Origin of the sequence: Janthinobacterium sp. BJB446 (assembly GCF_002735655.1) — a bacterium.
Taxonomy (GTDB): domain Bacteria; phylum Pseudomonadota; class Gammaproteobacteria; order Burkholderiales; family Burkholderiaceae_D; genus Janthinobacterium; species Janthinobacterium lividum.
Genome location: NZ_PDZK01000001.1, coordinates 2,403,185 through 2,429,261, shown reverse-complemented (window position 1 = coordinate 2,429,261; position 26,077 = coordinate 2,403,185). Strand labels below are relative to the sequence as shown.

Below are 26,077 nucleotides of genomic sequence, written 5' to 3'. Positions count from 1 at the left end.
AATTTTATGAGAGAGCAAAAAATGACATCGATCACCTCCAATCCCCTGCGCGTGGGTATCGGCGGCCCCGTCGGATCGGGCAAGACGGCCCTGTGCGAAATGCTGTGCAAGGGCATGCGCGAACGCTACGACATGGCCGTCATCACGAATGACATCTACACCAAGGAAGACATGGAAATCCTGCTGCGCGCGGATGCCTTGCCGGCCGAGCGCCTGATGGGCGTGGAGACGGGCGGCTGCCCGCACACGGCCATCCGCGAAGACGCGTCCATCAACCTGGAAGCCATCGCGCGCATGCAGGCAGATTTTCCGAATCTCGACTTGATCCTGGTCGAATCGGGCGGGGACAATCTGGCCGCCACCTTCAGTCCGGAATTGTCGGACCTCACCATTTATGTGATCGACGTGGCCGGCGGCGAAAAAATTCCGCGCAAGGGCGGGCCCGGCATCACGCGTTCCGATTTGCTCATTATTAACAAGACGGACCTGGCGCCGTATGTTGGGGCCAATCTGGACATCATGGCGCAGGATGCCAAACGCATGCGCGGCGAGCGCCCCTTCGTGTTTACCAACCTGCGCAGCGGCGACGGCGTGCAGGTCGTCATTGATTTTATCCGCGAGCAAGGTTTGCTCGATCAACCAGGGAAGGAGCTGCAATGAGTGCAAGACTGATGAAGAATACGGCCGCCGTGGCGGCGCTGTGCCTGCTGGCCTTGCCCGCCATGGCCCACCCCGGCCATGGCGAGAGCGCCGGTTTCCTGGCCGGTTTCGCCCATCCGTTCACGGGCATCGACCATTTGCTGGCCATGCTGGGCGTGGGCATCTGGGGCGGCCAGCAGCGCCGCGGCTTGGCCCAGCCCGCCACTTTCCTCGGCATGATGCTGCTCGGTGCGCTGGCCGGCATGGCGGGCGTGGCGGTACCCGGGCTGGAAACAGGTATCGCCGCCACGGTGGCGCTGGTGGGACTGGCCATCGCGCTGGCGCTGGCCTTGCCGAACTGGCTGGGCATGGGATTGGTGGGCCTGTTTGCGCTGGCGCATGGCAATGCGCATGGCCAGGAATTGCCGGCCGCCTCGGCCGCGTGCGGCTTCCTGCTGGCTTCGGCCACCTTGCTGGGGGCGGGACGTTTCATCGGCCAGGTACTGGCCGAGCGCATGCTGCGCCTGGCCGGCGTGGCCATGACGGCCGTCGGCGTGGTGCTGATGGGAATGAATTAAGCGCCGGGGCGCTTCTCGGACAGCACGATGGGCGCCGCCTTTTCAGGATGCAAGCCCTGATGGCCCGCATACACGGCGGCGATGGCGGCCATGTCGGCGTCCTTGTCGCCCGTCAGATAGATATGGTCGACGACGCCCAGCACCTTGTTCGGATAGTCGATATACACCAGCAACAGCGGCACCTTGGCGGCCAGGGCCAGGTGATAAAAGCCGCTCTTCCAGTTCGGGCGGTAGCTGCGCGTCGCTTCCGGCGTGATGGCCAGCCAGTACCAGTCGGCGGCCAGCATGCGCTCAGCCTGGCGCTGGATCGTGCCGCTGGTGGTACTGCGGTCGACGGGTTCGCCGCCGAGGTAGCGCAGCACCTTGCCCATCGGGCCGCGGAACAGGGAATCCTTGGCCAGCCAGCGGAACGGCAGGGACAGCGCCCATTTGCCGAACAGGCCCACCATGAAATCCCAGTTGGACGTGTGCGGGTAGACGACGGCGATGCCGCGCGGTCCCGGCAGGGGACGGAAGCGCATGCGCCAGCCAAACAGGTGCAGCACGCGCAGCGCGCAGCGCTGGTGCCAGGTCGGCAAGTCGCCCGCTTTTACAAATAAATCGTCCATTGATACCCTTCAGTGACACTGTTCTTAATGGGATGGCGCTGGTGGCCATTTTCCTTGAAGCAAAAATTCTGCGCAGGCATTCTATACGGGGCTGGCGATGGCGACAAGCAGCCGAGGCCGCTATTCATGCGGTGTCGAGGCGGTTGCTGCCGCTATTTTAACGATGCTTGGTCACTGTGTCGGGCACTAAATGCGCACAATGTGGTCAAAACTTGACGCAGCGTTGATCCACCCGACATGGAGCCATGGCATGAAAAACAACATCGACGATGTAAATGGGGAGCATGTGCGAACGGACAAAGCGATGGCCGAGCTCGTCGAGCGGGGCGTCGCTTTTCATCACACCCTGGGACGGACGGTGGCGACAGCCTATTTGCGCGAGCACGCGGTACCGGTCGAGGTGATACGCCGGGTCTTCAGCAGCGTGCAGGCGCGTCGTCCGGCCCGGCCGGCACGGCGCCGATGGCGCTGACGATGGGGGAGCGGCGGCGTCATTAAAAAAGCGGCGAAAACGGCGGGCGCCGCGATCGTCACGCAGTGAGTTGCGTTGGTATCGTTGTGTCCGCCGCCAGTGGGGAGGAGCGGCGTATTGCCGCTCAGGGTGCTCTCAGGGGGGGCGTTCAGGCGTGTGCCGCCAGTGCCGGGTAGTCCGTGTAGCCGGCAGCGTCCGCTGCGTACAGGGTATCCGGGTTCAGGGGATTCAATGGCGCGTCGCTGTGCAGGCGGATGGGCAGGTCGGGGTTGGCGATGAACCACAGGCCAAAGGCCACGGCATCGGCTTCACCGTTGGCCAGCAGGGCTTCGGCCGCCGCCTTGTCCATTTTCTCATTGGCAATGTACACGCCGCCAAATTCCTGCTTCAGGTACGGGCCCAGGCGGTCGTCACCCAGCGCTTCGCGGGCGCAGATGAAGGCGATACCGCGCTTGCCCAGCTCGCGTGCCACATAGCCGAAGGTGGCGCGCGGGTCGGAATCTCCCATGTCGTGCGCATCGCGGCGCGGTGCCAGATGCATGCCGACCCGGTCGGCGCCCCACACGTCGATGCACGCGTCCGTCACTTCCAGCATCAAACGGGCGCGGTTTTCAACGGAGCCGCCATAGTTGTCGGTACGCAAGTTGGTGCTGTCTTGCAGGAACTGGTCGAGCAAATAACCATTCGCACCGTGGATTTCCACGCCGTCGAAACCGGCTTTTTTCGCATTCTCGGCGCCCAGGCGGTAGGCTGCCACGATGCCGGGGATCTCTTCCGTGTCCAGCGCGCGCGGCGTGACGAATTCCTGTTTCGGGCGCAGCAGGCTGACGTGGCCGGCCGGCTTGACGGCGCTGGGCGCCACGGGCAAGTCGCCATCGAGAAAGGCGGGGGCGGAAATGCGACCCACATGCCACAGTTGTAATACGATCAAGCCGCCTGCGTCATGCACGGCCTGGGTGATGTGTTTCCAGCCTTCCACCTGTTCTTCGGACCAGATGCCCGGCGTGTCGGCATAGCCCACGCCTTGGGGCGTGACGGCCGTCGCTTCCGAGATGATCATGCCGGCCGAAGCGCGCTGCGTGTAGTACTCGGTCATCAGGGCGTTGGGCACGCGGCCCGGGTTGCCGGCGCGCGAACGCGTCAGCGGCGCCATGATGATGCGGTTTTTCAGTTGCAAACTGCCAATGGTGATGGGGTCGAATAAAGTTGCCATGATTGTCATTTCCTTGTTGGGGCCGCTCGGGCGGCGTTGAGACGGAGTTATCGAGATGAAAGCTGTACTTACAAACCTTGCTGCATGTGATCGAGAAAGGCTTCGATGGTGGCTTCGTTGCGGCTGAAGAAACTCCATTGGCCAACCTTGGTTGCGGAAATCAGGCCCGCCTTCTGCAAGCTGGCCAGGTGCGCCGAGACCGTCGATTGCGACAGGTTCAGGCGGCGGTCGATCAGGCCGGCGCATACGCCCAGGTGCAGCGGGTGATCCTGCTCCTGGAAATACAGCTGCGGCTCTTTCAGCCATTGCAAAATCTGCCGGCGCACCGGATTGGCCAGCGCCTTGTGGATGGCGTCGATATCCATATTGTTTCTCCTGAATATACAATTCGCTTTTCAGCGATGTATATATCGTAGTTGTTCAATTCTAATATCGCTGTTTTACGATATAGCCATCTTACGATATAAATGAAAAGCGTGCTGGCGGCGCGCGTTTTTGAACGGATTCAGGCGGGAAGGGGATTGCGCTGCAGCACGGCCGGGCCCGTCAGCACGATGCGCACCAGATCCACCTGGCGCTGGGCGCCGGCCTTGGCGGTGGCGCTCTTGATCTGCGTGCGCGCCGTGTGGATGGAAATGCGCTGGCGTTCGGCGTATTCCTGCAAGGAATAGCCGTTGACGAGCGCTTCCGTCAGGCGCGCCTCGGCCACCGTCATGCCATAGAAATTGCGCAGGGTGGCGGCCAGGGAGGTGATCAGGTCGCTGCTATCGCTGAGGAAAACGGCGATGGCGCTGGCCGAGCCGAACGGGCTGTGCCAGGAAGGCAGGGGCGTGACGCGCAGGCGCAGCTGTTCGCCCGTCAATCCATTCAGGTTGAGCACGCCGCCGGGACCGCCTGCCGCCGTCGTGCCCGTTTGGGCCGCCTCGTGCAGCATGCGCCGCAGCGCGCCGTTGTCCGCTTCGCGCGGGCAATACAGGGGTGCGCCTTCGCGCAGCTGCAGCAGTCGCGTCGCGGCCGTCATGGCCAGTGCCCGCTCGTTGGCGTACAGCAGTTGCGACGTGGCATCGAGCAGCAGCACGCCAAACGGCAGCAATTCCAGCACCTGCGTGGAACTTTGGGACAGCACTTCCAGCCGGCGCAGCTTGCGCTGCAGGGCAAAGGCCGTTTGCAAATGCGGCAGCAGGCTGCGGACCAGCGCCAGTTCGCCCGCGTCATAGGCGCCCGCCTGTTCGCGGCGCACCACGGTAACATTGGTGGAACGCTCGGCGCGCAGTTCGACGATGGCCGCCGCCGTATAAAAGATGTCTTGCGGGCGCAGCCAGTCGTTCCAGTATTCGGTTTTCTTCAGGCAATGGTCGGGAAACAGCATGGAGCCGGTGACGACGGCGCCCTCGCGGTGCAGGGTGGCGTCTTCCAGCCAGACATTGCGCGCGCCGTAATAGCTGGCAAAGCTGGCCATGGCATCCGACTCGAAGCCATACGTGGCGGACAGGCCGCTGCCGGGCAGCTGGACGTCGACCGAGCGGTTGCTGAAATCATTGGCCCAGATCAAACCGGCGTGCGATTTCAGTTGTTGCGCAAAGGTGGCGAGGAATTGCGACCAGGCGCCATGCCGCGTGGCCGCTTCGTAGATCAGGGCAGTCAGTGCCTGGCTGGCGACGGCGAGCGATGGCGTCATTGGCGATCCTCATGGCGGCAAGCGGTGGACAAGACACATCTGGGGGCGGCCCTTGCTACGGCCGCCCGGCTTCCCTAGCGCGATTCCAGCCAGCTTTTGCCGCCGGATGTGCACGTGCTGAGGCTGGCATACTGGCTGACATAGTTATAGCCGCTGCCGCAGCCGCCTTCGCCCGATTTGACGGGGCCGTAGCAAGCGCCTTCATAGCTGAGCTTACCACTGACGGTGGTGCTCTTGACACAGAAATTGTAGTTGCTTGCCGTGGTGTTGTTGGGCAAGGTGGGGCCATTGTTTTGCCCGCAGCCGAGCTCCTTGCTCACGGAGCGCGCGTAGTCGACCATTTTCTGGTACGTGCCGCTGTAATAGGTATCGGCAACGGTTTTTTGCCCCTGTTTGCAGGCGGCGACCACGCTGTCGTATCCCGAGTCCGCCTGGGCGTAGTTGCCCGATACCTGGACGCCGCAGGCGCTGGCCTGCTTGCGTTCCGTATCGCTGATCAGGTTGCTGTACTGGCAGTTTGCCGAGGTGCCGCTGGTGCCGCTGGCGCTGGTGGAACCGCTGCCGGAGCCGCTGCCGTCGCTGCCGCCGCCACCGCAGGCGGACAGCATGAGGCAGCCGAGCAACGTGACGGCAAAGGTGGTTGGATGTGCTTGCATGATTTCCCCTGTGGACTGTGACTTGCCACCATGTGTCTGGTGGTATTTTTGCTACAAGGAATTGTATCGGGCATGTTTTTTGGAAACATCACCCATTTGGGGTATGCGCAGGCAGTGCGGAGCGGAGCGGGCCAGGGCGGCCGGCTGGCCGTCCTGGCAGGTATCAGGCGAAGTGGAACAGCAGCAAGGCGATGACGGCAGGCACGGTTTGCAGGTAGAGGATGCGCGTCATGACGGTCGCTGCGCCCCACACGCCGGCCACGGCGATGCACGCCAGGCCGAACACGGTGAACGCATGGGCGATGGCCGCGTCCGGGTGAAAAAAGCCCAGCGCCAGCGCGGCGACGAGAAAGCCGTTGTAGCAACCCTGATTCGACATGGCGGGACGCACGATCTCCGCCTTTTCCTTGGACAGGCCAAACACCTTGCGTCCGCGCGCATCGAACAGCACGGTTTCCAGCAGCACGATGTAGACGTGCAGCAGCAGGATGAGGGCGGTAAGGATTTGGGCCAGAAGTAGCATCATTGTTCCCGAAAGTGAATGGATACAGCAATTATGCTGCCATCAGCATGTTTTTTGGCAACTTTCGATTGGAGCGGCCGCACTAGAAAAAATGTGCTGGCGGCAAGAGTTTTCACCCAATGGTATACTTTTCCCTTTGCTCCAGTGGGGACGACCCTGCTCGATGACGGGGCTGTATGGCGGGGACGACCCTGCCGCCTCGGGAGAAGTTATGGCGTGGATCATTCTGGTATTGGCGGGCTTGCTGGAAATTGGCTGGGCCATCGGCCTCAAATACAGTGCCGGCTTTACCCGCCCCGTGCCATCCGTATTGACCGCCATTTCCATGCTGGGCAGCGTAGTGATGCTGGGCCTGGCCTTGCGCACCTTGCCGCTGGGCACAGCCTACGCCATCTGGACGGGCATCGGTACCGTCGGCACGGCGATCTTCGGCATCATGGTGCTGGGCGAGCCGGCCAGCGCCGCGCGCATCGCCTGCATCGCCCTGATCGTTTCGGGCATCCTGGGCTTGAAACTGCTCAGCCCACAATAAAGGATGCCAGCATGAGTCTCGCCATGACGTATTTCTACCTGGCTATCGCCATCATCGCCGAAGTCATCGCCACCAGCGCCTTGAAGGCGTCCGAGGGCTTCAGCCGCTTGTGGCCCAGTGTCATCACCGTGATTGGCTACAGCATCGCCTTCTGGTGCTTGTCCCTGACCTTGAAGGTCATTCCTACCGGCATCGTGTACGCCATCTGGTCGGGCGTGGGTATCGTGCTCATTTCCGCCGTCGGCTGGTTCTGGTTCAAGCAAAGCCTCGACACGCCAGCCTTGATCGGCCTGGGGCTGATCATTGCCGGCGTGCTCGTCATTAACTTGTTTTCCAAGTCGGTCGGGCACTGATCAAAAGCTGGCGGCGACCCTTGCCAGGTAATACCACTCCGCATTCGCCGCCGCATTGACGTCCGGGAACAGGATGTAGGCGTCGAATTCGGCCGTCACGGGCGTGCCGTCCGCGCGCACGCCAATCTGCTCGCCCTGTTTGACCTTGTCAAAGCTGGACCAGGTCTTGATGAAGCGGTCGCCCGCATCGAGCTTGTCGTGCACGACGACCATGTTCAGCGCTTCCATGTCGGCGTCGGCGATCGCTTCCGGCTGCGGCGCGTCGATGAAACCCAAAAAAGCCAAGGTGTTCATGATGGCGCGGTAAGCGACATCCGGCGCGGCCGGGTCCGCGTGCTGGCCGCATTCCAGGGTCAAGGCGTAGCCGCCCGTCGAGCGCATGTATTCCGTCGTGCCCACGCCGTAGCGCAAGACCAGGCCCACCTGGTCGCTATTGCCCAGGCGGCGCTGCACGCCCTGGCCGTACGCATGCAGCCAGCCATCGACGAAGCGGCGCACGCCCAGGCGGCGCGCCAGCGCGCGTTCCTTTTCTTCATGTTTAAACGGTTGCAGCGGGCCGTCGTTGTTGCGTGGTCCGACCATGACGAAGGGCTGGCTGTCGGCATTGAACGAGTGCAAGTCCAGCAGCACGTCATGCTGGCCCAACAGCGGGCACAGCCAATTGGCGATGCGGTCTTCGAAATCCTGCGGATTGTCGTTCGGGAACAGATTGCGGTTCAGGTTGCGGTCGCCGCTGCGCACGCCCTTGGCATAGGCCAGCGGATTGGTGATGGGCACGAAGGTGACGCTGCCGGCCACGATGGAGAGGGCGCCGCTGTCGAGTTCAGCCATCACGCGGTGAATGCCCTTGGTGCCGCAGGTTTCATTGCCGTGCACGGCGCCCGTGACGATCAGGCGCGGGCCGCTGCCCTGGCCCGTGTAGTTGATGGATTTGAAGTGGAGTGCGCTGCTCATGCTGGACATATCCTATGCTGTTGCGGGAAGGGAAAGCGGGGTCGGCATATTTTAGCGGGATTCGCCGTGGACGCCTGTAAAAAGTTGGCCATGGCGGCGTGCGGCGTGGCATGATCGGCGCCACCGTTGTTTTCCCTTGCCGATTCCATGTCCAGTACGTCCCATCCTTCCCGCCTGTACGGCCTCGATACCTTGCGCGCGCTGGCCATCGTGCTTGTCTTCATGAACCATTATTTGCTGTTCGTCAGCGAGGGTGGGGCGTTTGGTTTCTGGGGCGAAATCGGCTGGACGGGCGTGGACCTGTTCTTTGCCCTCAGCGGTTATCTGATCGGTAACCAGATTTTTGCGGCCTTGCGCAGCGAACATGGATTTTCCTTGCCGCATTTCTATGCGCGGCGCTTCCTGCGCACCTTGCCCAGTTTTTATGCCGTGCTGGCGCTGTATTACTTGTGGCCCGCGTTCCGCGGCGATAGCGCGCTGCTGCCCCTGTGGAAATTCCTGACCTTTACGCAAAACATCAATCTGACGCCGGGTACGGCGTTTTCGCATGCGTGGTCCTTGTGCGTGGAGGAGCAGTTCTATGTGCTGCTGCCGGCCGTGGCCCTGGTGATCGCCGCCTGCCGCAAGTCGCTGCTGTGGGCCTGGCTGGCCGTGGCCGCCAGCTTTATCGTCGGCATGCTGGTGCGCGCCTATTTGTGGGATGAATACGTGCAAGTGCCGCGCGGCGGCCTCGGGTATTACAAGTATATTTATTACGCGTCGTGGTGCCGCTTTGACGAGCTGGTGGCGGGCGTGGCGCTGGCGCTGCTGAAAAATCACCATCCGGTCGCCTGGGCGCGCCTGATCTCTTACGGCAACCGCAGCTTGCTGGCGGGAATCGCGGGCACGGCGCTGATGTTTTATGTGTTTCTCACCGATCACTATGGCTATTGGGTGACGGTGTTCGGCTATCCGGCCCTGGCGGCCAGTTTTACCCTGCTGCTGATCGCGGCGCTCAGTCCCGCCAGCGCACTCTATACACTGCGCGTGCCGGGCGCCGCCAGCCTGGCCTTGTGGTCGTATGCGATCTATCTGCTGCACAAGCAGCTGTGCATTTTGCTGCGACCCTTGTTGCAAGACTTTGGCTACGGGCCGGATGGCCTCACAGCGATACTGATCAGTATCGCTGTGAGCATCGTCACGGGCTGGCTCTTATATAGAGTGGTGGAAACGCCGTTCATGCGCTTGCGGGCGCGCTACGTTCCCGCGAATCATGCGTGACGACTACATGTCGATGACATCGAGTCCCCGTGGCGTGCCCACCAGCAATTCCAGGATGGCATGCACGCGCAGATTCGTGTCTTCATGCTCCGTGTTGCAGATCAGGGCGCGCAGGCCGGGCACGGCTTCCGTGATGTGGGCGCTGGCGTAGGCATTGATCAATAACAAGACCAGGTCCGTGGCGCCCGCGCCGGGCTGGCGCCGCAGCCGGTCGTGGATCACGTTCAGCAGCGCGCGCTGCATGCGCGGCGTGGGATTGGTGATGTAGGCGAAGACGCTCGGCGTGTTGGCGATGGCCGCGCAGATGCGCCGTTCGATCTCGTCGGGCTTCACGTCGGAGGCGATATCGAAATACGCGGCTTCCCAGCGCGTGCGCGCATATGGGTGGCCGGGCGGGAAGGAGTCGGCCGTTTCAAAACCGCAGATGCGGCTCAGGGTTTTCAGCCAGGCTAATATGGTGGAGTTCATGCCGCGATTCTAGCGGCATTCCGCGTGCGCCGGGCCATCTCCATATAAAGGGGACTGACGCCCCGGGAAATGATTAAAGTTTCCTGTAAAACAGCCCTTGTCATTCTGGGAAAGCCTCTCTATAATGCTGGTCTTCGGGGCGGTTAGTTCAGCTGGTTAGAATACTTGGTCGACATCCAAGGGGTCGGGGATTCGAATTCCTCACCGCCCACCAGAATTTTGCAGTAGATGGTTTTTTAAGCTGGCGCAAGCCGCAAGCGGTCATTTGAAATACAATGATCAACAAAAGTTTTACGGGCGGTTAGTTCAGCTGGTTAGAATACTTGGTCGACATCCAAGGGGTCGGGGATTCGAATTCCTCACCGCCCACCAGAATGCAGTTAGAGAGAAAGGTAAAACCGGTTATGACACCGCGAACTACTACCAAGCTTTGGGAGTGACGCTAGTCGAACGGGTTTCCTTTGTCTCAAGAAAGTGAAAAACGCGGCTAGTCCGCGTTTTTTTGCGTCTGCGTTTTCCTTTCAGTATTTTACCCATCACATTGCAGTTTTACCTGGCGCCAGCGCCGATATGGAGATCAATATGCTTACAATCCGACTTCCCGATGGTTCCGCCCGTCAATTCGACGGCCCGGTCACCGTGGCCCAGGTTGCGGCCAATATTGGTACCGGTCTGGCCAAGGCTGCGCTGGCCGGCAAGGTCGACGGCAAACTGGTCGATACTTCCTATCTGATCGAGCAGGATGCGGAACTGGCGATTGTCACGGACAAGGACGCCGACGGTCTGGAAGTGATCCGCCACTCGACGGCCCACTTGCTGGCGTATGCCGTCAAGGAATTGTTCCCTGACGCGCAAGTGACCATCGGTCCCGTGATCGACAACGGCTTTTACTATGATTTCGCCTACAAGCGTCCGTTCACGCCCGAAGATTTGACGGCGATCGAAAAGAAAATGGCGGAACTGGCCAAGAAGGATGAGCAAGTCACGCGCAAGGTTGTCGCGCGCGACGAAGCCATCGAATACTTCAAGGGTATCGGCGAGGCGTACAAGGCGGAGCTGATCGGTTCGATTCCCGCCGACCAGGAAGTGTCGCTGTATTCCGAAGGCAAGTTCACGGACTTGTGCCGCGGCCCTCACGTGCCATCGACGGGCAAGCTGAAAGTCTTCAAGCTGATGAAGCTGGCCGGCGCCTACTGGCGCGGCGACTCGAAAAACGAGATGCTGCAGCGTATCTATGGCACGGCCTGGGCCAAGAAGGAAGACCAGGAACTGTACCTGCACAATCTGGAAGAGGCGGAAAAGCGCGATCACCGCAAATTGGGCAAGCAGCTCGATTTCTTCCATTTCCAGGAAGAAGCGCCAGGCCTGATCTTCTGGCATCCGAAAGGCTGGTCGATCTGGCAGCAAGTCGAGCAATACATGCGCAATGTGTACCAGGTCAACGGCTACCAGGAAGTCAAGGCGCCGCAAATTCTGGACCGTGGCCTGTGGGAAAAAACCGGTCACTGGGACAATTACCGTGAAAACATGTTCATCACGGAATCGGAAAACCGCGCCTATGCGCTGAAGCCGATGAATTGCCCTGGTCATATCCAGATTTTCAACAATGGCATGCGCAGCTACCGCGACTTGCCATTGCGCTACGGCGAATTCGGTCAATGCCACCGCAATGAACCGTCGGGCGCCTTGCACGGCATGATGCGCGTGCGCGGCTTTACGCAGGACGATGGTCACATCTTCTGCCTGGAAGAGCAGATCGCCGGCGAAGTGACGGCGTTCCACCAGCAGGCGATGGATGTGTACACGGCTTTCGGCTTCACGAATATCGATGTGAAACTGGCTTTGCGCCCGGATAACCGCATCGGTACGGAAGAGTCGTGGGACTTCGCCGAGGAATCGCTGCGTTCGGCCTTGCGCGCCTGCGGCGTGGAATGGACGGAATTGCCGGGCGAGGGCGCGTTCTACGGTCCGAAGATCGAATACCACCTGAAAGACAGCCTGGGCCGCGCATGGCAAGTGGGTACCGTGCAGATCGATCCATCGATGCCGGGCCGCCTGGGTGCGGAATATGTGGCCGTGGACAATACGCGCCAGGTGCCCATCATGCTGCACCGTGCGATCGTCGGTTCGCTGGAACGTTTCATCGGCATCCTGATCGAACACTATGCGGGCGCCATGCCGCTGTGGTTGTCGCCGGTGCAAGTGTCGGTGTTGAATATTTCCGACGCTCAAGCCGACTATGTACAGGAAGTTACAACAAAACTGCGCAAAGCGGGGCTGCGCGTACAGGCTGATTTGCGTAACGAGAAGATTACCTATAAAATACGTGAACATTCCGTACAAAAATTGCCTTACATCTTAGTGATTGGCGACAAAGAGCGGGATGCGAATACAGTGGCCGTGCGGGCGCGGGGCAATGTCGATCTGGGCGTCATGTCCGTCGATGCCCTGATTGAGCGACTCAAACATGAAGTCGACACCAAGGCCTGACGAGGAAACTCGCTGCACGACCGTCTTACAAGATTTTTAAAGGAAATTACAATAGCTACTGACAAGTCACATCGCATCAATGGCGAAATCACTGCCCCTGAAATGCGTTTAAGCGGGGTCGATAACGAGCCACTCGGTATCGTAAGTTTGGCTGAAGCCTTCCGCCTGGCGGAAGAGGCAAACGTCGACCTGGTGGAAATTGCGCCTACCGCGCAGCCACCGGTGTGCCGTTTGATGGACTACGGCAAATTTAAGTATTCGGAGCAAAAGAAAGCTCACGAAGCCAAATTGAAGCAAAAGATCATCCTCGTGAAGGAAGTCAAATTCCGTCCGGGGACTGATGATGGTGACTACAATATCAAGTTGCGTAATCTCATCAAGTTCCTCGAAGATGGCGATAAAACCAAGATCACCTTGCGTTTCCGCGGTCGTGAGATGGCGCATCAGGATATTGGCTTCCGCATGCTGGAACGTCTGAAAGCCGACCTGGAGCCGTACGGCCAGGTCGAGCAGTTCCCGAAGATGGAAGGCCGCCAAATGATCATGGTTCTTTCGCCTAAGAAGAAGAAGTAAGCTACAATAGCGTTTTACTGTGGATCGACGTGGTTTGTGCCTGCATGGGCGCGACACCAGATTCCAGGCAGAATTTGCGCGGCCCGGTCAGCAATGCCCGGGCCGCGTGAACTGTAGTGGACTCGCATCCGCTGCACAACATGTGAAAGCAGGCATCTAAGCGCAGCGTCGTGTTGCCACCTGCAATCCTGTTATAAATGGAGCTGTCCGTAAGAGGACAGATTGCTATGCCTAAAATGAAGACCAAAAGCTCCGCGAAAAAACGTTTTCGCGTGCGTCCAGGTGGAACAGTCAAGTCGGGTCACGCGTTCAAACGCCACATCCTGACCAAGAAAACCACCAAAAACAAACGTCAGTTGCGCGGTACCCGTAACATCAACGCATCGGATGTCACATCCGTCATGCGCATGATGCCGACTGCTTAATCTCACACTCAATTTAAGGAGTTACTATGCCTAGAGTAAAACGTGGGGTTACAGCTCGTGCCCGTCATAAAAAGATTCTTGTTCAAGCTAAAGGCTACCGTGGTCGCCGCAGCCGTGTATACCGTGTTGCCAAGCAAGCAGTTATGCGCGCTGGCCAATACGCTTACCGCGATCGCCGCAACAAGAAACGCGTTTTCCGCCGCCTGTGGATCGCCCGTATCAACGCCGCTTCCCGTGAGCATGGCGTAACGTACAGCGTATTCATGAACGGCTTGAAAAAAGCAAATATCGAACTGGACCGTAAAGTCCTGGCCGATATGGCTGTGATGGACAAGCCAGCATTCGCTGCGATTGTCAACGCAGTTAAAGCAAAAATCGCTGCGTAAGCATCGGTCATTGCACAACGTCATCCGTAGGGTGACGTTAGAACGGCGACCGACAAAATCGTCGCGAGCGGAAGGGAGTTGCGGTCGAGAAGCGCAACCGTACGAAGGTACGGTGAGCATCGTACACCGTAAATCACGACGCGCAGCAGATTAGGTTGGTTGTCATAAAGAGCGGGGCAGGGGTGTGAACCTTATGCCCCGTTTCCGTTTTTGATTGTTGGACTTTAGATAAGCGAGTCCAGAATTGATGTCCAAAACAGGAAATGCCGCATGAACTCCCTAGAAGAACTCGTCGTCTCGGCCCAGGCTGACTTTATCGCCGCCGCAGACGCTGCCGCACTTGAAAACGCCAAAGCCCGCTACCTGGGCAAGACTGGCCAGATTACTGAAATGATGAAGGGCCTGGGCAAGCTGGACCCGGACGCGCGCAAGGCGCAAGGCGCCCTGATCAACGCCGTCAAAGTGCAGATCGAGGACGCGCTGACGGCGCGCCGGGATGCGCTGGCCGATGCTCAGATGCAAGGTCGTCTGAACGCCGAAGCGATCGACGTGACCTTGCCAGGCCGTGGCCGCATGCCCGGCGGCATCCATCCCGTGATGCGCACGTGGGAACGGGTCGAGGAAATCTTCCGCTCCATCGGTTTCGACGTGGCCGACGGCCCCGAAATCGAGAACGACTGGACCAACTTCACGGCGCTCAACAGCCCGGAAAACCACCCGGCCCGTTCCATGCAAGACACGTTCTACATCGACGGCAACGATACCGATGGCAAGCCCTTGCTGCTGCGCACGCACACGAGCCCGATGCAGGTGCGCTACGCGCGCACGCACACGCCGCCGATCAAGGTCATCGCGCCAGGCCGCACCTACCGCGTCGACAGCGACGCCACCCATTCGCCCATGTTTCACCAGGTCGAAGGCCTGTGGATCGCCGAAGACATCAGCTTTGCCGACCTGAAGGGTGTGTACCTGAATTTCGTCAAGGCGTTCTTCGAGACGGACGATTTGCAAGTGCGCTTCCGTCCATCGTACTTCCCGTTCACGGAACCGTCGGCCGAGATCGACATCGCCTTTGGCTCCGGTCCATTGAAAGGCCGTTGGCTGGAAGTGTCGGGCGCCGGCCAGGTGCATCCGACCGTGGTGAAGAACTTCGGCCTCGATCCCGAGAAATTCATCGGTTTTGCTTTCGGCTCCGGCCTGGAACGCTTGACGATGCTGCGTTACGGCATCAACGACCTGCGCCTGTTCTATGAAGGCGATTTAAGGTTCCTGAAGCAATTCAACTAAGCGTTGTTCCGTTTGATTCATGGCGCTTGAGCGCCTGTGCGCTCGCGCTGTGAGCTTTGACCCTTTGAAGGCTTGATTATGCAATTTTCCGAAAACTGGCTCCGTACCATGGTCGATCCGAAGATGACTTCGGACGAACTGGCCCATCTGCTGACCATGTCCGGTCTCGAAGTCGAGGACGTCGATCCTGTCGCCCCGCCGTTCTCGAACGTGGTGGTAGGCCTGGTCCTGGAGATGGAAAAACATCCGAATGCGGACCGCCTGAATGTGTGCCAGGTCGATGTCGGCACGGGCACCATGCTCAACATCGTCTGCGGCGCGCCGAACGTGCGCCCGGGCTTGAAAGTCGTGTGCGCGATGGCGGGCGCCGTGCTGCCGCCTGGCGCCGATGGCAAACCGTTTGAAATCAAGGTGGGCCAGCTGCGCGGCGTCGAGTCGCAAGGCATGCTGTGCTCCGCGCGCGAATTGAAATTGTCGGAAGAAAACGCCGGCTTGATGGAATTGCCGGACGACGCGCCGATCGGTCAGAATTTCCGCGATTACTTTGCGCTCAACGACTTGAAATTCACCATCAAGTTGACGCCGAACAAGGCGGACTGCCTGTCCGTGCTGGGCGTGGCGCGCGAAGTGTCGGCCTTGACGGGCGTGCCCCTGAATGCGCCGCAGTTCCGTACCGTGCCGGTTTCCAGCGACGAAATCCTGCCCGTGAAAGTCAGCGCGCCGGACCTGTGCGGCCGTTTCACGGGCCGCGTCATCCGCGGCTTGAACGCCAAGGCAGCCACGCCGGACTGGATGAAGCAGCGCCTCGAGCGCAGCGGCCAGCGTCCGCTGTCGGCCCTGGTCGACATTTCCAACTATGTCATGCTGGAACTGGGCCGTCCCAGCCACGTGTTTGACCTGGCAAAGATCCACGGCAGCCTCGACGTGCGTTGGGGCAAGGCGGGCGAATCCGTCAAGCTGTTGAATGGCAACACCATCGCCGTCGACGAGTGGGTCGGCGTCATTGCCGATGAGCAGGAAATCGAATCGCTGGCCGGCATCATGGGCGGCGACGCCAGCTCGGTGTCGGACGATACGGACAGCATCTACCTGGAAGCGGCATTCTGGTGGCCGAACGCCATTCAAGGCCGCGCGCGCCGCTTGAATTTCTCGACCGATGCGGCGCACCGCTTCGAGCGCGGCGTCGATTTCGCCACCACCGCCGAGCACATCGAGCGCATCACGGCCCTGATCGTGGAAATCTGCGGCACGCCGGCCACGACCGTCGGTCCTGTCGACGACCACGTGGTGAATTTGCCGCAGCGCCAGCCCGTGTCGATGCGCACGGCGCGCGCGCAAAAAGTCATCGGCGTGCCGCTCAACGATGAGCTGATCGCCGATATCTTCACGCGCCTGGCCCTGCCATACACCCTGGCGGACGGCGTGTTTTCCGTGACGTCGCCCAGCTACCGTTTCGACATCGAGATCGAGGAAGACCTGATCGAGGAAGTGGCGCGCGTGTACGGCTTTGAAAACATCCCGACCTTGCCGCCCGTGGCCGCGAACGTGATGCAGATTGCACCGGAAAATACCCGCTCGCTGTTTGCGGTACGTCATGAGCTGGCCGACCTGGGCTTCCAGGAAGTGGTTAACATGAGCTTTGTCGATACGGCATGGGAGCGCGATTTCTCGGGCAATACGAACCCGATCAAATTGCAGAACCCGATCGCCAGCCAGATGAGCGTGATGCGTTCCTCGCTGATCGGCAGCCTGATCGCCAATGTGCGCTACAACCTGAACCGCAAGACGAACCGCGTGCGCATCTTCGAAGTGGGCGCCATCTACCAGCGCGACGACAGCGTGGAAAACGGCCCCTTGTCGGTGGCTGGCTACGCCCAGCCGAAGCGCGTGGCGGCCATGGCCTACGGCGCGGTTGCCGACGAGCAGTGGGGCCAGGCTGCGCGCACGGTCGACTTCTTCGACGTGAAGGCGGACCTGGAAGCGCTGTTTGCACCGCTGGTCTTGCGTTTCACCAAGGCGGAGCATCCTGCCCTGCATCCGGGCCGTTCGGCCAATGTGGAGCTCGATGGCAAGGTCATCGGTTTCATCGGCGAATTGCACCCGCGCTGGATGCAAAAGTACGACTTGCCGCTGGCGCCCGTGCTGTTCGAAGTCGACGCCGCTGCCTTGACGCAACGAGTCGTGCCGGCATACCAGGAAATCTCGAAATTCCCTGGTGCCAGCCGCGACTTGGCCGTGGTCGTCAAGCAATCGGTAGCCGTGCAGGATCTGCTCGACAGCTTCCATGCCGCCGCCAAGTCGAGCCCGGCAGCGCGTATCGTGCAAGCCATTGTTTTATTTGATGAATATCGTGGAAAAGGGCTGGAAGTGGATGAAAAAAGCCTTGCTTTCCGGATTAGCTTGCAAGATACTCAAAACACCCTGCAAGACGATGTCGTCGACGGCCTAATGGCTGTCCTGATCGATGCGGCCAAGCAGGGCCACGACGCGAAACTGCGTTCGTAATTACCGGACGGCCGTCGCCTTGCGTGACGGCCTTTCCGTCGTCAACCGTAGACGAGCTTGCCATGTGGCAGGCTCGGGCGCACAGAAAAGGCAGGGCAGGAAAATTAATAACAGCGACGTTGATTCCGCCGTACTGCAATCCGCACTGGCCGCCGATTTGCATCGGGCCATGCTGGTTGCCAAAGTGCGCCAGGAAGCGGAAAAAGATTTACCCACCTTGACCAAGGCGGAACTGGCCGAACTGTTGTTCGAGCAAGTGGGCCTGAACAAGCGCGAAGCGAAGGATATGGTCGAGACCTTTTTCGACGAGATCCGCAATGCGCTCGAGCGTGGCGAGGCCGTCAAGCTGTCCGGTTTCGGCAATTTCCAGTTGCGCGACAAGCCGCAGCGGCCCGGCCGCAATCCGAAGACGGGCGAAGAGATTCCCATCACGGCACGCCGTGTCGTGACCTTTCATGCGAGCCAGAAGCTGAAAAGCATGGTCGAAGAGACCAGTCCGCTGGCACGTGCTGCCTGAGTGAGTGGCGATGAACGAGCGCATCAGTAAAACCGAGTTGATCGCCTTGCCGCCCATTCCGGCGAAACGCTATTTCACGATCGGCGAAGTGAGCGAATTGTGCGGCGTCAAACCGCACGTGTTGCGCTACTGGGAGCAGGAGTTTTCCCAGCTCAAGCCGGTCAAACGACGTGGCAACCGCCGTTATTATCAGCACCATGAGGTGCTGCTGATACGCCGCATCCGCGAATTGCTGTACGAGCAAGGCTTTACCATCAGCGGCGCGCGAAACAAGCTCGACAGCCGTGGCGCATCGCATGCGATCCTTGACGAGTTGCCAGTGCTGCCGGCCATGCCCGTTGTGCCGCAGGAAGCGCCGCTGGACCGCGTGTGGATACGCAATGAATTAATTGCGATTTTAAACTTGCTAAAATAAGATTTGTACCAATATAGGTGGGGTTGTCCGGTAGCAGTTGACTAAGTTGACTATACTGCATGGGCGCTCCGTCTTGGCGTTGACGCTACCGTACGGCGCGCCATATTTTGAATATAATGTTAATGTTGCGTTTTTGTTAGTGACGCTAAGCCGGAGCAGCGTTCAGGTTCCGGTAGTCTTTCCCAGGCCAGGAAAATTTAAGGGGAAACAATGATACGCGTTGCCATTTGTGATGATCACCAAATAGTACGAGCTGGATTCAAACAGATTTTTTCGTCGTCAAGCGATTTCAGTGTGGTGGCGGAAGCCGGTACGGGGCGTGAAGCCCTCGATATCGCCCGCCGCGAAATTTGCGATGTATTGTTGCTCGATATAGCCATGCCCGATCAGAGCGGCATCGATACCTTGCGCACGATCCGCCAGGGCCAGCCTGAATTGCCCGTGCTGATCCTCAGCGGCTATCCCGCGCAGCAATACGCGCTGAACCTGTTCAAGATGGGCGCGAATGGCTATCTGAACAAGGAGTGCGAAGCAGACGAGCTGATGACGGCCGTGCGCACCGTTTTCCAGGGGCGCCGCTACGTCAGCTCCACCGTCGGTGAATTGCTGGCGCAGTCGTTCGACCGCGACACGAATGCCGCCCTGCATACGGAATTGTCGGACCGCGAGTTCCAGGTCTTCCTGCGCCTGGCGCGTGGCGCCACCGTGTCCGATATCGGTGTGGCCTTGTCGCTGAGCATCAAGACGGTGAGTACCTACCGCACGCGCATCATGGAAAAAATGGGCTTGCAATCGAACAGCGACTTGACCTATTACGCAATGAAAAACAATTTGCTTGACTAGCGCTGCGGTGCGATCATGGAAACATGATCGCTCAGCCAGCTGGCCAGCACGACTTGTGCAGTGCAGCAGTTTGTGGCGAGGACTATAATTGGCCGGCGCCGGCGCTCTCTCCCACGCCGAACCTTGCTAAGGATGCACATCAGGATGTATTTCACCGCTGAACCGGCCCCGAATCACCGCCTGCCCCTGTACAAGACGATCCTGTGCGTGACGTGCGCCTTGTTGCTTGTACTTAATGGTTTCAGTCTCTTTCATAACCTGCAGTCGCTGAAGGGCACGAATGCCTTGCTCAGCCAGAGCGCCCGCGTGGCGGACCGCCTGCAGTATTTGAACGTGCTCGTGCTCGATGCGGAAAGCAGCTTGCGCGGCTATTTCATTTCCGGCTCCGAAACCTATCTGGGGCCGTCGAAGACGGCTACCACCGAAATTGAAAACGAATTCAACGAGCTGCAGACTTTGCTCGCGGGCAGTCCCACCCAGCTGAAAAACCTGGGCCAGCTGAAAAGCTTGATCCGCCGCAAGATGTCGATGCTGCAAGAGTCGATCGAGGTCTACAGGCAGGGCGGGCTGGCCGAGATCGTCAACATTTCCCGCGTGACCGATGACCGCGCCACCATGGACGAGATCCGCCTGCAGGTGGTGATCATGACGCGCGAGCAGAATGAAGCGCTGTCGTCCGGCAGCGCCGCGTTTTACCATGAGTACCAGAAAGCCGTGCTGCTCGGCATCGGCATCAATGCCCTGGCCATCCTCGTGCTGATCATGTTTTACCAGCTGGTGCGGCGCAGCTTCCAGAACCGCGCGGCCGTCGAGTATGCATTGCAAAATGCCAACGACAATCTGGAATCGACGGTCAGCAAGCGCACGGAGCAGCTATCCGTGCTGTCGCGCCATTTGATCAGCGTCAACGAAGTGGAAAAAGCGCGCCTGGCGCGCGAATTGCATGATGAGCTGGGCGCCAACTTGACCTCGATCAGCATGGACCTGGGCGCCGTTACGCAGCAACTGGCGCACACGCAGCCGGAACTGGCCGCGCAATTACGGCGCGCCAAGGCAACCTTGCTGGAAACGGTGGAACTGAAGCGCCGCATCGTCGAAGATTTGCGTCCGAGCCTGCTGGACAATCTGGGCCTGTGCGCCGCCATCGAAAGCTATTGCGAGGATTTTACGCGCATGAGTTCCGTGCGCTGCGAAACGGACGTGGCCATCAATATCGACAACCGCGAAGCCACCCTGACGATTGCCCTGTTCCGCATCGTGCAGGAATCGCTGACGAACATCCTGAAATATGCGCGCGCCGGCATGGTCAGCGTGACATTGAAACGCAACGAGCATGGCCTGGTGCTGCGCGTGATCGACGATGGCATCGGCATCACGGAAGATGCCTTGCAAAAACCCATGTCGCACGGCTTGCTGGGCATGCGCGAACGGGCTTTGTTGCTGGGCGGCACTCTCACCGTGCGCCAGGGGCCGGAAGGCAAGGGGACATGTGTGGAAGCCGTGATTCCCCTGCCGCTGACGCCGGAGCCGGAAGACATCGATGCGGATGCCGAAGCGTAATTGAGATTGCGGCAAAAAAAATGGCCGGGCATGCAGCCCGGCCATTTTTTTATCCATGCTGCCGGATCCGCGGCAGCTTCTCATCAGCAGCGCGATACGTCGCGCAGCAAACGGTCGTATTCCGTCTTGGCCACTTTGTAGCACTCGCCCGCATAGCATTCCAGGCCGGCGCGGTCCAGCACCGTGATATTGCCGCGGCGATAGTGGATCAAGCCTTCTTCCTGCAGCTTGCCGGCGGCGGCCGTGATGCTTTCGCGGCGCACACCCAGCATGATGGAGATCAGCTCTTGCGTGACTTTCAATTCATTCGATGGCGAACGGTCCAGGCGGTCCAGCAGCCAGCGGCACAGCTTTTGCTCGATCGAGCTGTGGCGGCCGCCGACGGCGTTCTGCGCCATTTGCGCAAACAGGGCGTTGGTATAGCGCATCAGCAACTGGGGCAGGGCGCCGCCTTGATTGAAGGCATCGCGCAAGCTTTGCGTTTTCAGGCGGTAGCCGTAGCCGGCGCTTTGCACGACAGCCGTGCACATGGCGCGCTCGCCTGCCAGCAGCGAGGCACCGGCCACGCCTTCATGGCCGACCACGGCGATTTCCGTCGTGGCGCCGTCTTCCATTACATACAGCAAGGAAATGATGGCGGTGGTAGGGAAGTAGCTGTATTCCAGGTTGTTACCGTAGGCATACAGTTCCTTGCCGAAAGGCAGTTCGACCAGTTCCAGGTCTTCGAACAGCGATTCGAGCGCGGCGCGCGGCAGGGCGGCCAGCAATTCATTCTGTTGGGCACTGCTGAGGCTAACCCGCGACGCAAGCTTGATTTCCCGACCGGCCGCCGGCATGGCGCGCGGCAGCAACTGGTTCTTCTGGACCGGGGCGATAAGTTGAGTATGGCTCATAGTATTCCTCACAGGCTTTTTACATCGGAGTGCGACTGCCGCGTTGCTGGTCAAAAAAACTGCCGTACTCATCTGGTAACGGCGTTTTTGTCGACCGCGCGGTGCAGATCGCGATGTAGCTACTTTAAAAGCTTATGTAAGTGGCGAACATAAGATTAGCAGTCGCCACTTTGTAGTCTCCATTGAGGCGAAATTGTAGTCCTTGTCCTACGTGCACACTTTTGACTAGCTAGCCTTGCGCCGTTCCGCGCGATTTTGTGATATGACGCGCGGTTTGTTGGCGCTCCACAGGCCGGCCGGACGCACGCTGGGCAGGCCGTCGCGCACGGTTGCGGCAGGGGTCTGGCGCACGTTTGGCGCCTCGTGTTCCCCCAGGCGGAAGCGGCTGACGGCCTGCGTCAGCGCTTCGCCTTCCTGGTGCAGGCGCTGCGAACCGGCGCGCGCCTCGTCGACGAGGCCCGCGTTCTGGCGCGTCATGTCGTCGATTTGCGCCAGCGCGCCGTTGATGCGGGCGATTTCGCCATTCTGCTCGGCGCCGGCGCTGCTGATGCGCCCGATGACGACAGACACCTGCTGCACGGCATCGACGACCTGGCGCATGGTGCTGCCGGCCGCATTGACCAGGTCGCCGCCCGCATCCACCGTGGCGACGGAATCGCCGATCAGGCGCTTGATCTGCTGCGCCGCCTCGCTGGAGCGCTGCGCCAGGCTGCGCACCTCGGACGCGACGACGGCAAAACCGCGTCCCTGCTCGCCCGCGCGGGCCGCTTCGACGGCAGCGTTCAGGGCCAGGATATTCGTCTGGAAGGCGATGCCGTTGATGACGCCGATGATGTCGACGATCTTGTGCGAGCTGGCCTTGATCGAGGCCATGGTCTCGACCACGGCGCTGACGGTCTCGCCGCCGCGCAGGGCCACCTCGGCGGCCGAGGCCACCAGGGTGCGCCCCTGTCCTACGTGGGCTTCGTTGCGGCCCACGGTGGCCGTCAGCTCGCGCATCGAGTCCACGGTGGCGCCCAGCGCATCCGCTTGCGTGGCCGTATGGCCGGACAGGGCGGCGTTACCCTGCGCGATATCGGCGCCGGCCGCGGCGATGACGGCCGCGCCGCCGCGGATTTCCTGCACCAGGGTGGCCAGGCCGTGCGTCATGGCGCCGAAGTCGCGCACCAGGTCGCCGATCTCATCGTGCGCCTGCGAGGTAATGCGCTGCGACAGGTCGCCCGCCGCCGCGGCGCCAACGGCCACGCGCAATTGCGTCACGTCGCGCACGAAGGCGGCATAGAAGCCTGCGCACAGGTAGGCGGCGGCCAGCAGCACCAGCAGCATGGCCGCCAGGATCAGGCCGCGGCGCGCCTCGTCGCGGGCGATGCGCTGCGCCAGCAAGCCGTCCAGGGCGGTGGCCGAGGCGATCGAGAGCGCCTGCAGGGCATCGATCGCCTGCATGCCGGCCGCATGGAATTGCGCGCCCGAGGTCTGGTCGTAGGAATTCGTCACTTCATTCTTCGTGCGTTCGAGGAAGGCCAGCGCGGCCGGCACGGCTTTCAGGGCTGGCTGCAGGCTGGCGCGCAATTCCGGCTTGGCGGTGATGATTTCGTCGAAGCGGGCCGGCAGGCGTTCCAGTTCGTGGCGCGCGATCAGGGCGTTGGCGTTGACCAGCTGATCTTCATTCGCCTCGAACAGGCCCGTGTCGATATAGGCGGCGCCGCGCCCGGCGATGTCCGACAGGCTTTCGGCCAGGTCGGGCAGGGTGGCGGTGAAAACGGCGCTCAGGTGGTTGGCGCCCGCGTCCGGGTCCAGGCTCAGGTGCGAACGGTCGGCCACCAGCTGGCCCAGTTTGGCCGCCTGGCGCAGCAGCGCCGTGTGCGCCGCGTAGCTGTCGCGCGCCGCAAGGCCCGCTTGGCGGCCCAGCAGGGCTTGCCACTGCTTCGTCAGTTCGGCCGCCTGGGGCAGGCCTGCGCCAGCCGGCAAGCGCGCCAGGGCGGCCAGCGTGGCCGTGATGCGCGCGTTCAGGGCCGTGTTGTCCATCCCCGCCTTGCCGCTCAGGCGCAAATGTTCGAGGCCGCGCCGCTGCTGCAGCAGCCGCGTGCCTTCCTGCAGCTGGCGCACATAGGCCACGCCCCGCTGCGCATCCTGCGCCTGGGCCAGCGATTTGCCCAGTTCCGAGATCAGCAGAGTGGTCGCCAGCGCCAGCGGCAGCAGGAAGACCAGGCAGACAAGCATGAATTTGGGCAGCAGGCGCAGGCGCTGCATGAGTCGGATGGCGGGGGTGAGGAGCATTTTCATCGGGTTTCCAGGAAAGAGTGGCAACATTTCTGCAGTGCAATGTTGCCTGCGGATTGTGACCCCTTGATGAAGTGGGCGATTTTGCCGTTCGCCAGAGTGAAGCAGTTCACACGGAAGGCCGATCCTTCTGTAAAATCGAGGGTTTTTTGCGAGGGCCATATTATGGTCACCAATATGGCCAACGAGAACGACATCAACACTCCCGATTCCAGCGACAGCGCAGCCGATTCCGCCAGCACTGTCGTCAGCAGCAAGGCGCCGGCCGTGATCGCGCGCGAAGTGCAGCGCCGCCGCACCTTCGGCATCATTTCCCACCCGGATGCGGGTAAAACCACGCTGACGGAAAAACTGCTGCTGTTCTCGGGCGCGATCCAGATGGCCGGTACCGTCAAGGCCCGCAAATCGGGCCGCCACGCGACGTCGGACTGGATGGAGATCGAGAAGCAGCGCGGCATTTCCGTCGCTTCCTCGGTGATGCAGTTCGAATTCCGCGACCACGTCGTCAACCTGCTCGACACCCCGGGCCACCAAGATTTCTCGGAAGATACCTACCGCGTGCTGACGGCCGTCGACTCGGCGCTGATGGTGATCGATGCGGCCAAGGGCGTGGAAGCGCAGACGATCAAGCTGCTGGCAGTCTGCCGCATGCGCAATACGCCGATCGTCACCTTCATGAACAAGATGGACCGCGAGACGCGCGATCCGCTGGACCTGCTCGACGAACTCGAGTCGGTGCTGAAGATCCAGTGCGCGCCCGTCACCTGGCCTATCGGCATGGGCAAGAACTTCCGCGGCGTGTACCACCTGCTGAACGACGAGATCATGCTGTTCAAGGCCGGTGAAGAAAAGGCCGATGGCGCCTTTGAAATCATCAAGGGCATCGACAACCCGCGCCTGCAGGAGATGTTCCCGCTGGAGATGGACCAGTTGCGCATGGAAGTGGAACTGGTGCACGGCGCGTCGAATCCGTTCAACCTGGAGGAATTCCTCTCCGGCGTGCAGACGCCCGTGTTCTTCGGTTCGGCCATCAACAACTTCGGCGTGCGCGAGATTCTCTCCGCGCTGGTCGACTGGGCGCCGGCGCCGCGCGAGCGCGACGCGACCGTGCGTTCGGTGGCCCCGTCCGAGCAGCCGTTTACCGGTTTCGTCTTCAAGATCCAGGCGAACATGGACCCGGCCCACCGCGACCGCATCGCCTTTTTGCGCGTGTGCTCGGGACGTTTCGAACGCGGCATGAAGGTCAAGCATTTGCGCCTGGGGCGCGAGATCAAGGTGTCGAACGTGGTGACCTTCATGGCCTCCTCGCGCGAACAGGTGGAAGAAGCGTACGCGGGCGACATCATCGGCTTGCCGAACCACGGCAACATGCAGATCGGCGACAGTTTTTCCGAAGGCGAGATGCTGACCTTTACGGGCATCCCGTACTTCGCGCCGGACTTCTTCCGCTCCGTGCGCATCCGTAATCCGCTGAAGATCAAGCAGCTGCACAAGGGCTTGCAGCAGCTGGGCGAAGAGGGCGCGGTGCAGGTCTTCAAGCCGGTACAGGGCGGCGAACTGGTACTGGGCGCCGTCGGCGTGCTGCAGTTCGAAGTGGTGGCCAGCCGTTTGCTCAACGAGTATGGCGTTGACGCCGTGTTTGAAGGCACCAGCATCAGCAGCGCCCGCTGGGTCAGCTGCGACGACAAGCGCATCCTGCAGGATTTCGAAAACGCGCTGGGCCACAACGTGGCCTACGATGCGGCCGGCAACATGGCCTACCTGGCCACGTCGGGCGTGAACCTGCGCCTGACGGAAGAGCGCTGGCCGAAATTGACATTCCACGCCACGCGCGAGCATTCGGCCAAGCTGGCTTGATGTAGCGCTGGCGGCGTCGGCTTACGCGCTTTGCGCTAACCCGACCTACTGATTCCTGGCGTAGGTCGGATTAGCGCGGCCACGCCGTGCGTAATCCGACACCCTTGTTGGC

The 26,077-nt window shown here is 60.7% G+C and carries 27 protein-coding genes and 2 tRNA genes; 19 read left to right on the top strand and 10 right to left on the bottom strand.

Annotated elements, in window-relative coordinates; genetic code table 11:
- Positions 1 to 21: 21 nt before the first annotated feature.
- Both ureG and CSQ92_RS10680 read left to right on the top strand, forming a co-directional pair.
- Positions 22 to 660, top strand: coding sequence for an urease accessory protein UreG (gene ureG / locus CSQ92_RS10685; RefSeq protein WP_034783159.1), 639 nt, complete (start codon positions 22 to 24; stop codon positions 658 to 660).
- Positions 657 to 1,217 carry a HupE/UreJ family protein gene (locus CSQ92_RS10680; protein ID WP_257219185.1) on the top strand — a complete coding sequence of 187 codons (561 nt, stop codon included), beginning with the start codon at positions 657 to 659 and terminating at the stop codon, positions 1,215 to 1,217. Before ureG ends, CSQ92_RS10680 begins: the two co-directional genes overlap by 4 nt.
- Here CSQ92_RS10680 and CSQ92_RS10675 read toward each other — a convergent pair.
- Positions 1,214 to 1,825, bottom strand: a complete 612-nt coding sequence (locus CSQ92_RS10675) for a 1-acyl-sn-glycerol-3-phosphate acyltransferase (protein ID WP_099394087.1) — start codon at positions 1,823 to 1,825, stop codon at positions 1,214 to 1,216. The two genes, CSQ92_RS10680 and CSQ92_RS10675, sit on opposite strands and share 4 nt — an antisense overlap.
- Positions 1,826 to 2,075: 250 nt before the next feature.
- On the opposite strand from CSQ92_RS10675, the gene CSQ92_RS10670 reads away from it, so the two are divergent.
- Positions 2,076 to 2,297 (top strand): hypothetical protein, encoded by a 222-nt coding sequence (locus tag CSQ92_RS10670; protein ID WP_034783165.1) that lies wholly within the window; start codon positions 2,076 to 2,078, stop codon positions 2,295 to 2,297.
- Positions 2,298 to 2,445: 148 nt separating this feature from the next.
- Here CSQ92_RS10670 and CSQ92_RS10665 read toward each other — a convergent pair whose 3' ends face one another.
- From CSQ92_RS10665 to CSQ92_RS10645, 5 genes are all read right to left on the bottom strand, one after another.
- Positions 2,446 to 3,510, bottom strand: coding sequence for an alkene reductase (locus CSQ92_RS10665; protein ID WP_099394086.1), 1,065 nt, complete (start codon positions 3,508 to 3,510; stop codon positions 2,446 to 2,448).
- A gap of 68 nt (positions 3,511 to 3,578) precedes the next feature.
- Positions 3,579 to 3,875, bottom strand: a complete 297-nt coding sequence (locus CSQ92_RS10660; protein WP_092605729.1) for an ArsR/SmtB family transcription factor — start codon at positions 3,873 to 3,875, stop codon at positions 3,579 to 3,581.
- Between the two features lie 140 nt (positions 3,876 to 4,015).
- Positions 4,016 to 5,188: a helix-turn-helix transcriptional regulator gene (locus tag CSQ92_RS10655; RefSeq protein ID WP_099394085.1), complete on the bottom strand. Its 1,173-nt coding sequence runs from the start codon at positions 5,186 to 5,188 to the stop codon at positions 4,016 to 4,018.
- Between the two features lie 74 nt (positions 5,189 to 5,262).
- A complete protein-coding gene (locus tag CSQ92_RS10650; protein WP_099394084.1) occupies positions 5,263 to 5,844 on the bottom strand; it encodes a hypothetical protein in 582 nt (193 codons plus the stop codon).
- Between the two features lie 163 nt (positions 5,845 to 6,007).
- Positions 6,008 to 6,370 carry a DUF1304 domain-containing protein gene (locus CSQ92_RS10645; RefSeq protein ID WP_035819959.1) on the bottom strand — a complete coding sequence of 121 codons (363 nt, stop codon included), beginning with the start codon at positions 6,368 to 6,370 and terminating at the stop codon, positions 6,008 to 6,010.
- A 208-nt stretch (positions 6,371 to 6,578) separates the two neighbouring features.
- On the opposite strand from CSQ92_RS10645, the gene sugE reads away from it, so the two are divergent.
- Together sugE and CSQ92_RS10635 are read left to right on the top strand one after the other, a co-directional pair.
- Entirely contained in the window at positions 6,579 to 6,899 is a 321-nt protein-coding gene (gene sugE, locus CSQ92_RS10640; protein WP_099394083.1) for a quaternary ammonium compound efflux SMR transporter SugE, read from the top strand.
- 23 nt (positions 6,900 to 6,922) lie between these two features.
- A complete protein-coding gene (locus CSQ92_RS10635) occupies positions 6,923 to 7,252 on the top strand; it encodes an SMR family transporter (RefSeq protein WP_070280339.1) in 330 nt (109 codons plus the stop codon).
- On the opposite strand, the gene CSQ92_RS10630 is transcribed toward CSQ92_RS10635, so the two are convergent.
- On the bottom strand, positions 7,253 to 8,215 hold the full coding sequence (locus CSQ92_RS10630; RefSeq protein WP_080753417.1) for a succinylglutamate desuccinylase/aspartoacylase domain-containing protein: 963 nt from the start codon (positions 8,213 to 8,215) through the stop codon (positions 7,253 to 7,255). It lies immediately after the preceding gene.
- 138 nt (positions 8,216 to 8,353) lie between these two features.
- Between CSQ92_RS10630 and CSQ92_RS10625 the strand changes: the two genes are divergently transcribed.
- Positions 8,354 to 9,466: an acyltransferase family protein gene (locus CSQ92_RS10625; RefSeq protein WP_180276988.1), complete on the top strand. Its 1,113-nt coding sequence runs from the start codon at positions 8,354 to 8,356 to the stop codon at positions 9,464 to 9,466.
- A 3-nt stretch (positions 9,467 to 9,469) separates the two neighbouring features.
- Here the strand turns inward: CSQ92_RS10625 and CSQ92_RS10620 are convergent, their stop codons facing one another.
- Complete coding sequence (locus tag CSQ92_RS10620) at positions 9,470 to 9,934, bottom strand: hypothetical protein (protein WP_099394082.1); 465 nt, start codon at positions 9,932 to 9,934, stop codon at positions 9,470 to 9,472.
- Positions 9,935 to 10,071: 137 nt separating this feature from the next.
- Between CSQ92_RS10620 and CSQ92_RS10615 the strand changes: the two genes are divergently transcribed.
- From CSQ92_RS10615 to CSQ92_RS10560, 12 genes are all read left to right on the top strand, one after another.
- Positions 10,072 to 10,148 (top strand) — tRNA-Val (locus tag CSQ92_RS10615).
- A gap of 81 nt (positions 10,149 to 10,229) precedes the next feature.
- A tRNA-Val gene (locus CSQ92_RS10610) sits at positions 10,230 to 10,306 on the top strand.
- Positions 10,307 to 10,516: 210 nt separating this feature from the next.
- A complete protein-coding gene (gene thrS, locus CSQ92_RS10605; RefSeq protein WP_070280420.1) occupies positions 10,517 to 12,424 on the top strand; it encodes a threonine--tRNA ligase in 1,908 nt (635 codons plus the stop codon).
- Positions 12,425 to 12,436: 12 nt separating this feature from the next.
- The gene (infC, locus tag CSQ92_RS10600; protein ID WP_205711303.1) at positions 12,437 to 12,997 is read left to right on the top strand and encodes a translation initiation factor IF-3; all 561 of its coding nucleotides are present in this window, start codon (positions 12,437 to 12,439) and stop codon (positions 12,995 to 12,997) included.
- A 227-nt stretch (positions 12,998 to 13,224) separates the two neighbouring features.
- Complete coding sequence (gene rpmI, locus CSQ92_RS10595; protein ID WP_038493025.1) at positions 13,225 to 13,422, top strand: 50S ribosomal protein L35; 198 nt, start codon at positions 13,225 to 13,227, stop codon at positions 13,420 to 13,422.
- A gap of 26 nt (positions 13,423 to 13,448) precedes the next feature.
- The gene (rplT, locus tag CSQ92_RS10590) at positions 13,449 to 13,808 is read left to right on the top strand and encodes a 50S ribosomal protein L20 (RefSeq protein ID WP_010399214.1); all 360 of its coding nucleotides are present in this window, start codon (positions 13,449 to 13,451) and stop codon (positions 13,806 to 13,808) included.
- 270 nt (positions 13,809 to 14,078) lie between these two features.
- Positions 14,079 to 15,095 (top strand): phenylalanine--tRNA ligase subunit alpha, encoded by a 1,017-nt coding sequence (gene pheS / locus CSQ92_RS10585; protein WP_034751917.1) that lies wholly within the window; start codon positions 14,079 to 14,081, stop codon positions 15,093 to 15,095.
- A 78-nt stretch (positions 15,096 to 15,173) separates the two neighbouring features.
- Positions 15,174 to 17,600, top strand: coding sequence for a phenylalanine--tRNA ligase subunit beta (gene pheT, locus CSQ92_RS10580; protein ID WP_099394081.1), 2,427 nt, complete (start codon positions 15,174 to 15,176; stop codon positions 17,598 to 17,600).
- 169 nt (positions 17,601 to 17,769) lie between these two features.
- On the top strand, positions 17,770 to 18,117 hold the full coding sequence (locus CSQ92_RS10575; protein ID WP_010399205.1) for an integration host factor subunit alpha: 348 nt from the start codon (positions 17,770 to 17,772) through the stop codon (positions 18,115 to 18,117).
- A 10-nt stretch (positions 18,118 to 18,127) separates the two neighbouring features.
- Positions 18,128 to 18,532: a MerR family transcriptional regulator gene (locus CSQ92_RS10570; RefSeq protein ID WP_034783182.1), complete on the top strand. Its 405-nt coding sequence runs from the start codon at positions 18,128 to 18,130 to the stop codon at positions 18,530 to 18,532.
- 210 nt (positions 18,533 to 18,742) lie between these two features.
- Positions 18,743 to 19,375 carry a response regulator gene (locus CSQ92_RS10565; RefSeq protein WP_034783185.1) on the top strand — a complete coding sequence of 211 codons (633 nt, stop codon included), beginning with the start codon at positions 18,743 to 18,745 and terminating at the stop codon, positions 19,373 to 19,375.
- Between the two features lie 144 nt (positions 19,376 to 19,519).
- A complete protein-coding gene (locus CSQ92_RS10560; protein ID WP_034783186.1) occupies positions 19,520 to 20,935 on the top strand; it encodes a sensor histidine kinase in 1,416 nt (471 codons plus the stop codon).
- 83 nt (positions 20,936 to 21,018) lie between these two features.
- Here CSQ92_RS10560 and CSQ92_RS10555 read toward each other — a convergent pair whose 3' ends face one another.
- On the bottom strand, positions 21,019 to 21,828 hold the full coding sequence (locus tag CSQ92_RS10555; protein ID WP_034783188.1) for a Crp/Fnr family transcriptional regulator: 810 nt from the start codon (positions 21,826 to 21,828) through the stop codon (positions 21,019 to 21,021).
- Positions 21,829 to 22,053: 225 nt separating this feature from the next.
- Positions 22,054 to 24,111, bottom strand: a complete 2,058-nt coding sequence (locus CSQ92_RS29570; RefSeq protein ID WP_099394080.1) for a methyl-accepting chemotaxis protein — start codon at positions 24,109 to 24,111, stop codon at positions 22,054 to 22,056.
- 174 nt (positions 24,112 to 24,285) lie between these two features.
- On the opposite strand from CSQ92_RS29570, the gene CSQ92_RS10545 reads away from it, so the two are divergent.
- Positions 24,286 to 25,965, top strand: coding sequence for a peptide chain release factor 3 (locus tag CSQ92_RS10545; protein WP_099394665.1), 1,680 nt, complete (start codon positions 24,286 to 24,288; stop codon positions 25,963 to 25,965).
- The last annotated feature ends 112 nt before the right edge of the window (positions 25,966 to 26,077 follow it).

What these genes read in the sequence shown, in the direction of transcription:
- ureG (WP_034783159.1), top strand. Translation starts at nt 22, where the DNA reads ATGACATCGATCACCTCCAATCCCCTGCGCGTGGGTATCGGCGGCCCC.
- CSQ92_RS10680 (WP_257219185.1), top strand. Translation starts at nt 657, where the DNA reads ATGAGTGCAAGACTGATGAAGAATACGGCCGCCGTGGCGGCGCTGTGC.
- CSQ92_RS10675 (WP_099394087.1), bottom strand. Translation starts at nt 1,825, where the DNA reads ATGGACGATTTATTTGTAAAAGCGGGCGACTTGCCGACCTGGCACCAG.
- CSQ92_RS10670 (WP_034783165.1), top strand. Translation starts at nt 2,076, where the DNA reads ATGAAAAACAACATCGACGATGTAAATGGGGAGCATGTGCGAACGGAC.
- CSQ92_RS10665 (WP_099394086.1), bottom strand. Translation starts at nt 3,510, where the DNA reads ATGGCAACTTTATTCGACCCCATCACCATTGGCAGTTTGCAACTGAAA.
- CSQ92_RS10660 (WP_092605729.1), bottom strand. Translation starts at nt 3,875, where the DNA reads ATGGATATCGACGCCATCCACAAGGCGCTGGCCAATCCGGTGCGCCGG.
- CSQ92_RS10655 (WP_099394085.1), bottom strand. Translation starts at nt 5,188, where the DNA reads ATGACGCCATCGCTCGCCGTCGCCAGCCAGGCACTGACTGCCCTGATC.
- CSQ92_RS10650 (WP_099394084.1), bottom strand. Translation starts at nt 5,844, where the DNA reads ATGCAAGCACATCCAACCACCTTTGCCGTCACGTTGCTCGGCTGCCTC.
- CSQ92_RS10645 (WP_035819959.1), bottom strand. Translation starts at nt 6,370, where the DNA reads ATGATGCTACTTCTGGCCCAAATCCTTACCGCCCTCATCCTGCTGCTG.
- sugE (WP_099394083.1), top strand. Translation starts at nt 6,579, where the DNA reads ATGGCGTGGATCATTCTGGTATTGGCGGGCTTGCTGGAAATTGGCTGG.
- CSQ92_RS10635 (WP_070280339.1), top strand. Translation starts at nt 6,923, where the DNA reads ATGACGTATTTCTACCTGGCTATCGCCATCATCGCCGAAGTCATCGCC.
- CSQ92_RS10630 (WP_080753417.1), bottom strand. Translation starts at nt 8,215, where the DNA reads ATGTCCAGCATGAGCAGCGCACTCCACTTCAAATCCATCAACTACACG.
- CSQ92_RS10625 (WP_180276988.1), top strand. Translation starts at nt 8,354, where the DNA reads ATGTCCAGTACGTCCCATCCTTCCCGCCTGTACGGCCTCGATACCTTG.
- CSQ92_RS10620 (WP_099394082.1), bottom strand. Translation starts at nt 9,934, where the DNA reads ATGAACTCCACCATATTAGCCTGGCTGAAAACCCTGAGCCGCATCTGC.
- thrS (WP_070280420.1), top strand. Translation starts at nt 10,517, where the DNA reads ATGCTTACAATCCGACTTCCCGATGGTTCCGCCCGTCAATTCGACGGC.
- rpmI (WP_038493025.1), top strand. Translation starts at nt 13,225, where the DNA reads ATGCCTAAAATGAAGACCAAAAGCTCCGCGAAAAAACGTTTTCGCGTG.
- rplT (WP_010399214.1), top strand. Translation starts at nt 13,449, where the DNA reads ATGCCTAGAGTAAAACGTGGGGTTACAGCTCGTGCCCGTCATAAAAAG.
- pheS (WP_034751917.1), top strand. Translation starts at nt 14,079, where the DNA reads ATGAACTCCCTAGAAGAACTCGTCGTCTCGGCCCAGGCTGACTTTATC.
- pheT (WP_099394081.1), top strand. Translation starts at nt 15,174, where the DNA reads ATGCAATTTTCCGAAAACTGGCTCCGTACCATGGTCGATCCGAAGATG.
- CSQ92_RS10575 (WP_010399205.1), top strand. Translation starts at nt 17,770, where the DNA reads ATGCTGGTTGCCAAAGTGCGCCAGGAAGCGGAAAAAGATTTACCCACC.
- CSQ92_RS10570 (WP_034783182.1), top strand. Translation starts at nt 18,128, where the DNA reads ATGAACGAGCGCATCAGTAAAACCGAGTTGATCGCCTTGCCGCCCATT.
- CSQ92_RS10565 (WP_034783185.1), top strand. Translation starts at nt 18,743, where the DNA reads ATGATACGCGTTGCCATTTGTGATGATCACCAAATAGTACGAGCTGGA.
- CSQ92_RS10560 (WP_034783186.1), top strand. Translation starts at nt 19,520, where the DNA reads ATGTATTTCACCGCTGAACCGGCCCCGAATCACCGCCTGCCCCTGTAC.
- CSQ92_RS10555 (WP_034783188.1), bottom strand. Translation starts at nt 21,828, where the DNA reads ATGAGCCATACTCAACTTATCGCCCCGGTCCAGAAGAACCAGTTGCTG.
- CSQ92_RS29570 (WP_099394080.1), bottom strand. Translation starts at nt 24,111, where the DNA reads ATGAAAATGCTCCTCACCCCCGCCATCCGACTCATGCAGCGCCTGCGC.
- CSQ92_RS10545 (WP_099394665.1), top strand. Translation starts at nt 24,286, where the DNA reads ATGGCCAACGAGAACGACATCAACACTCCCGATTCCAGCGACAGCGCA.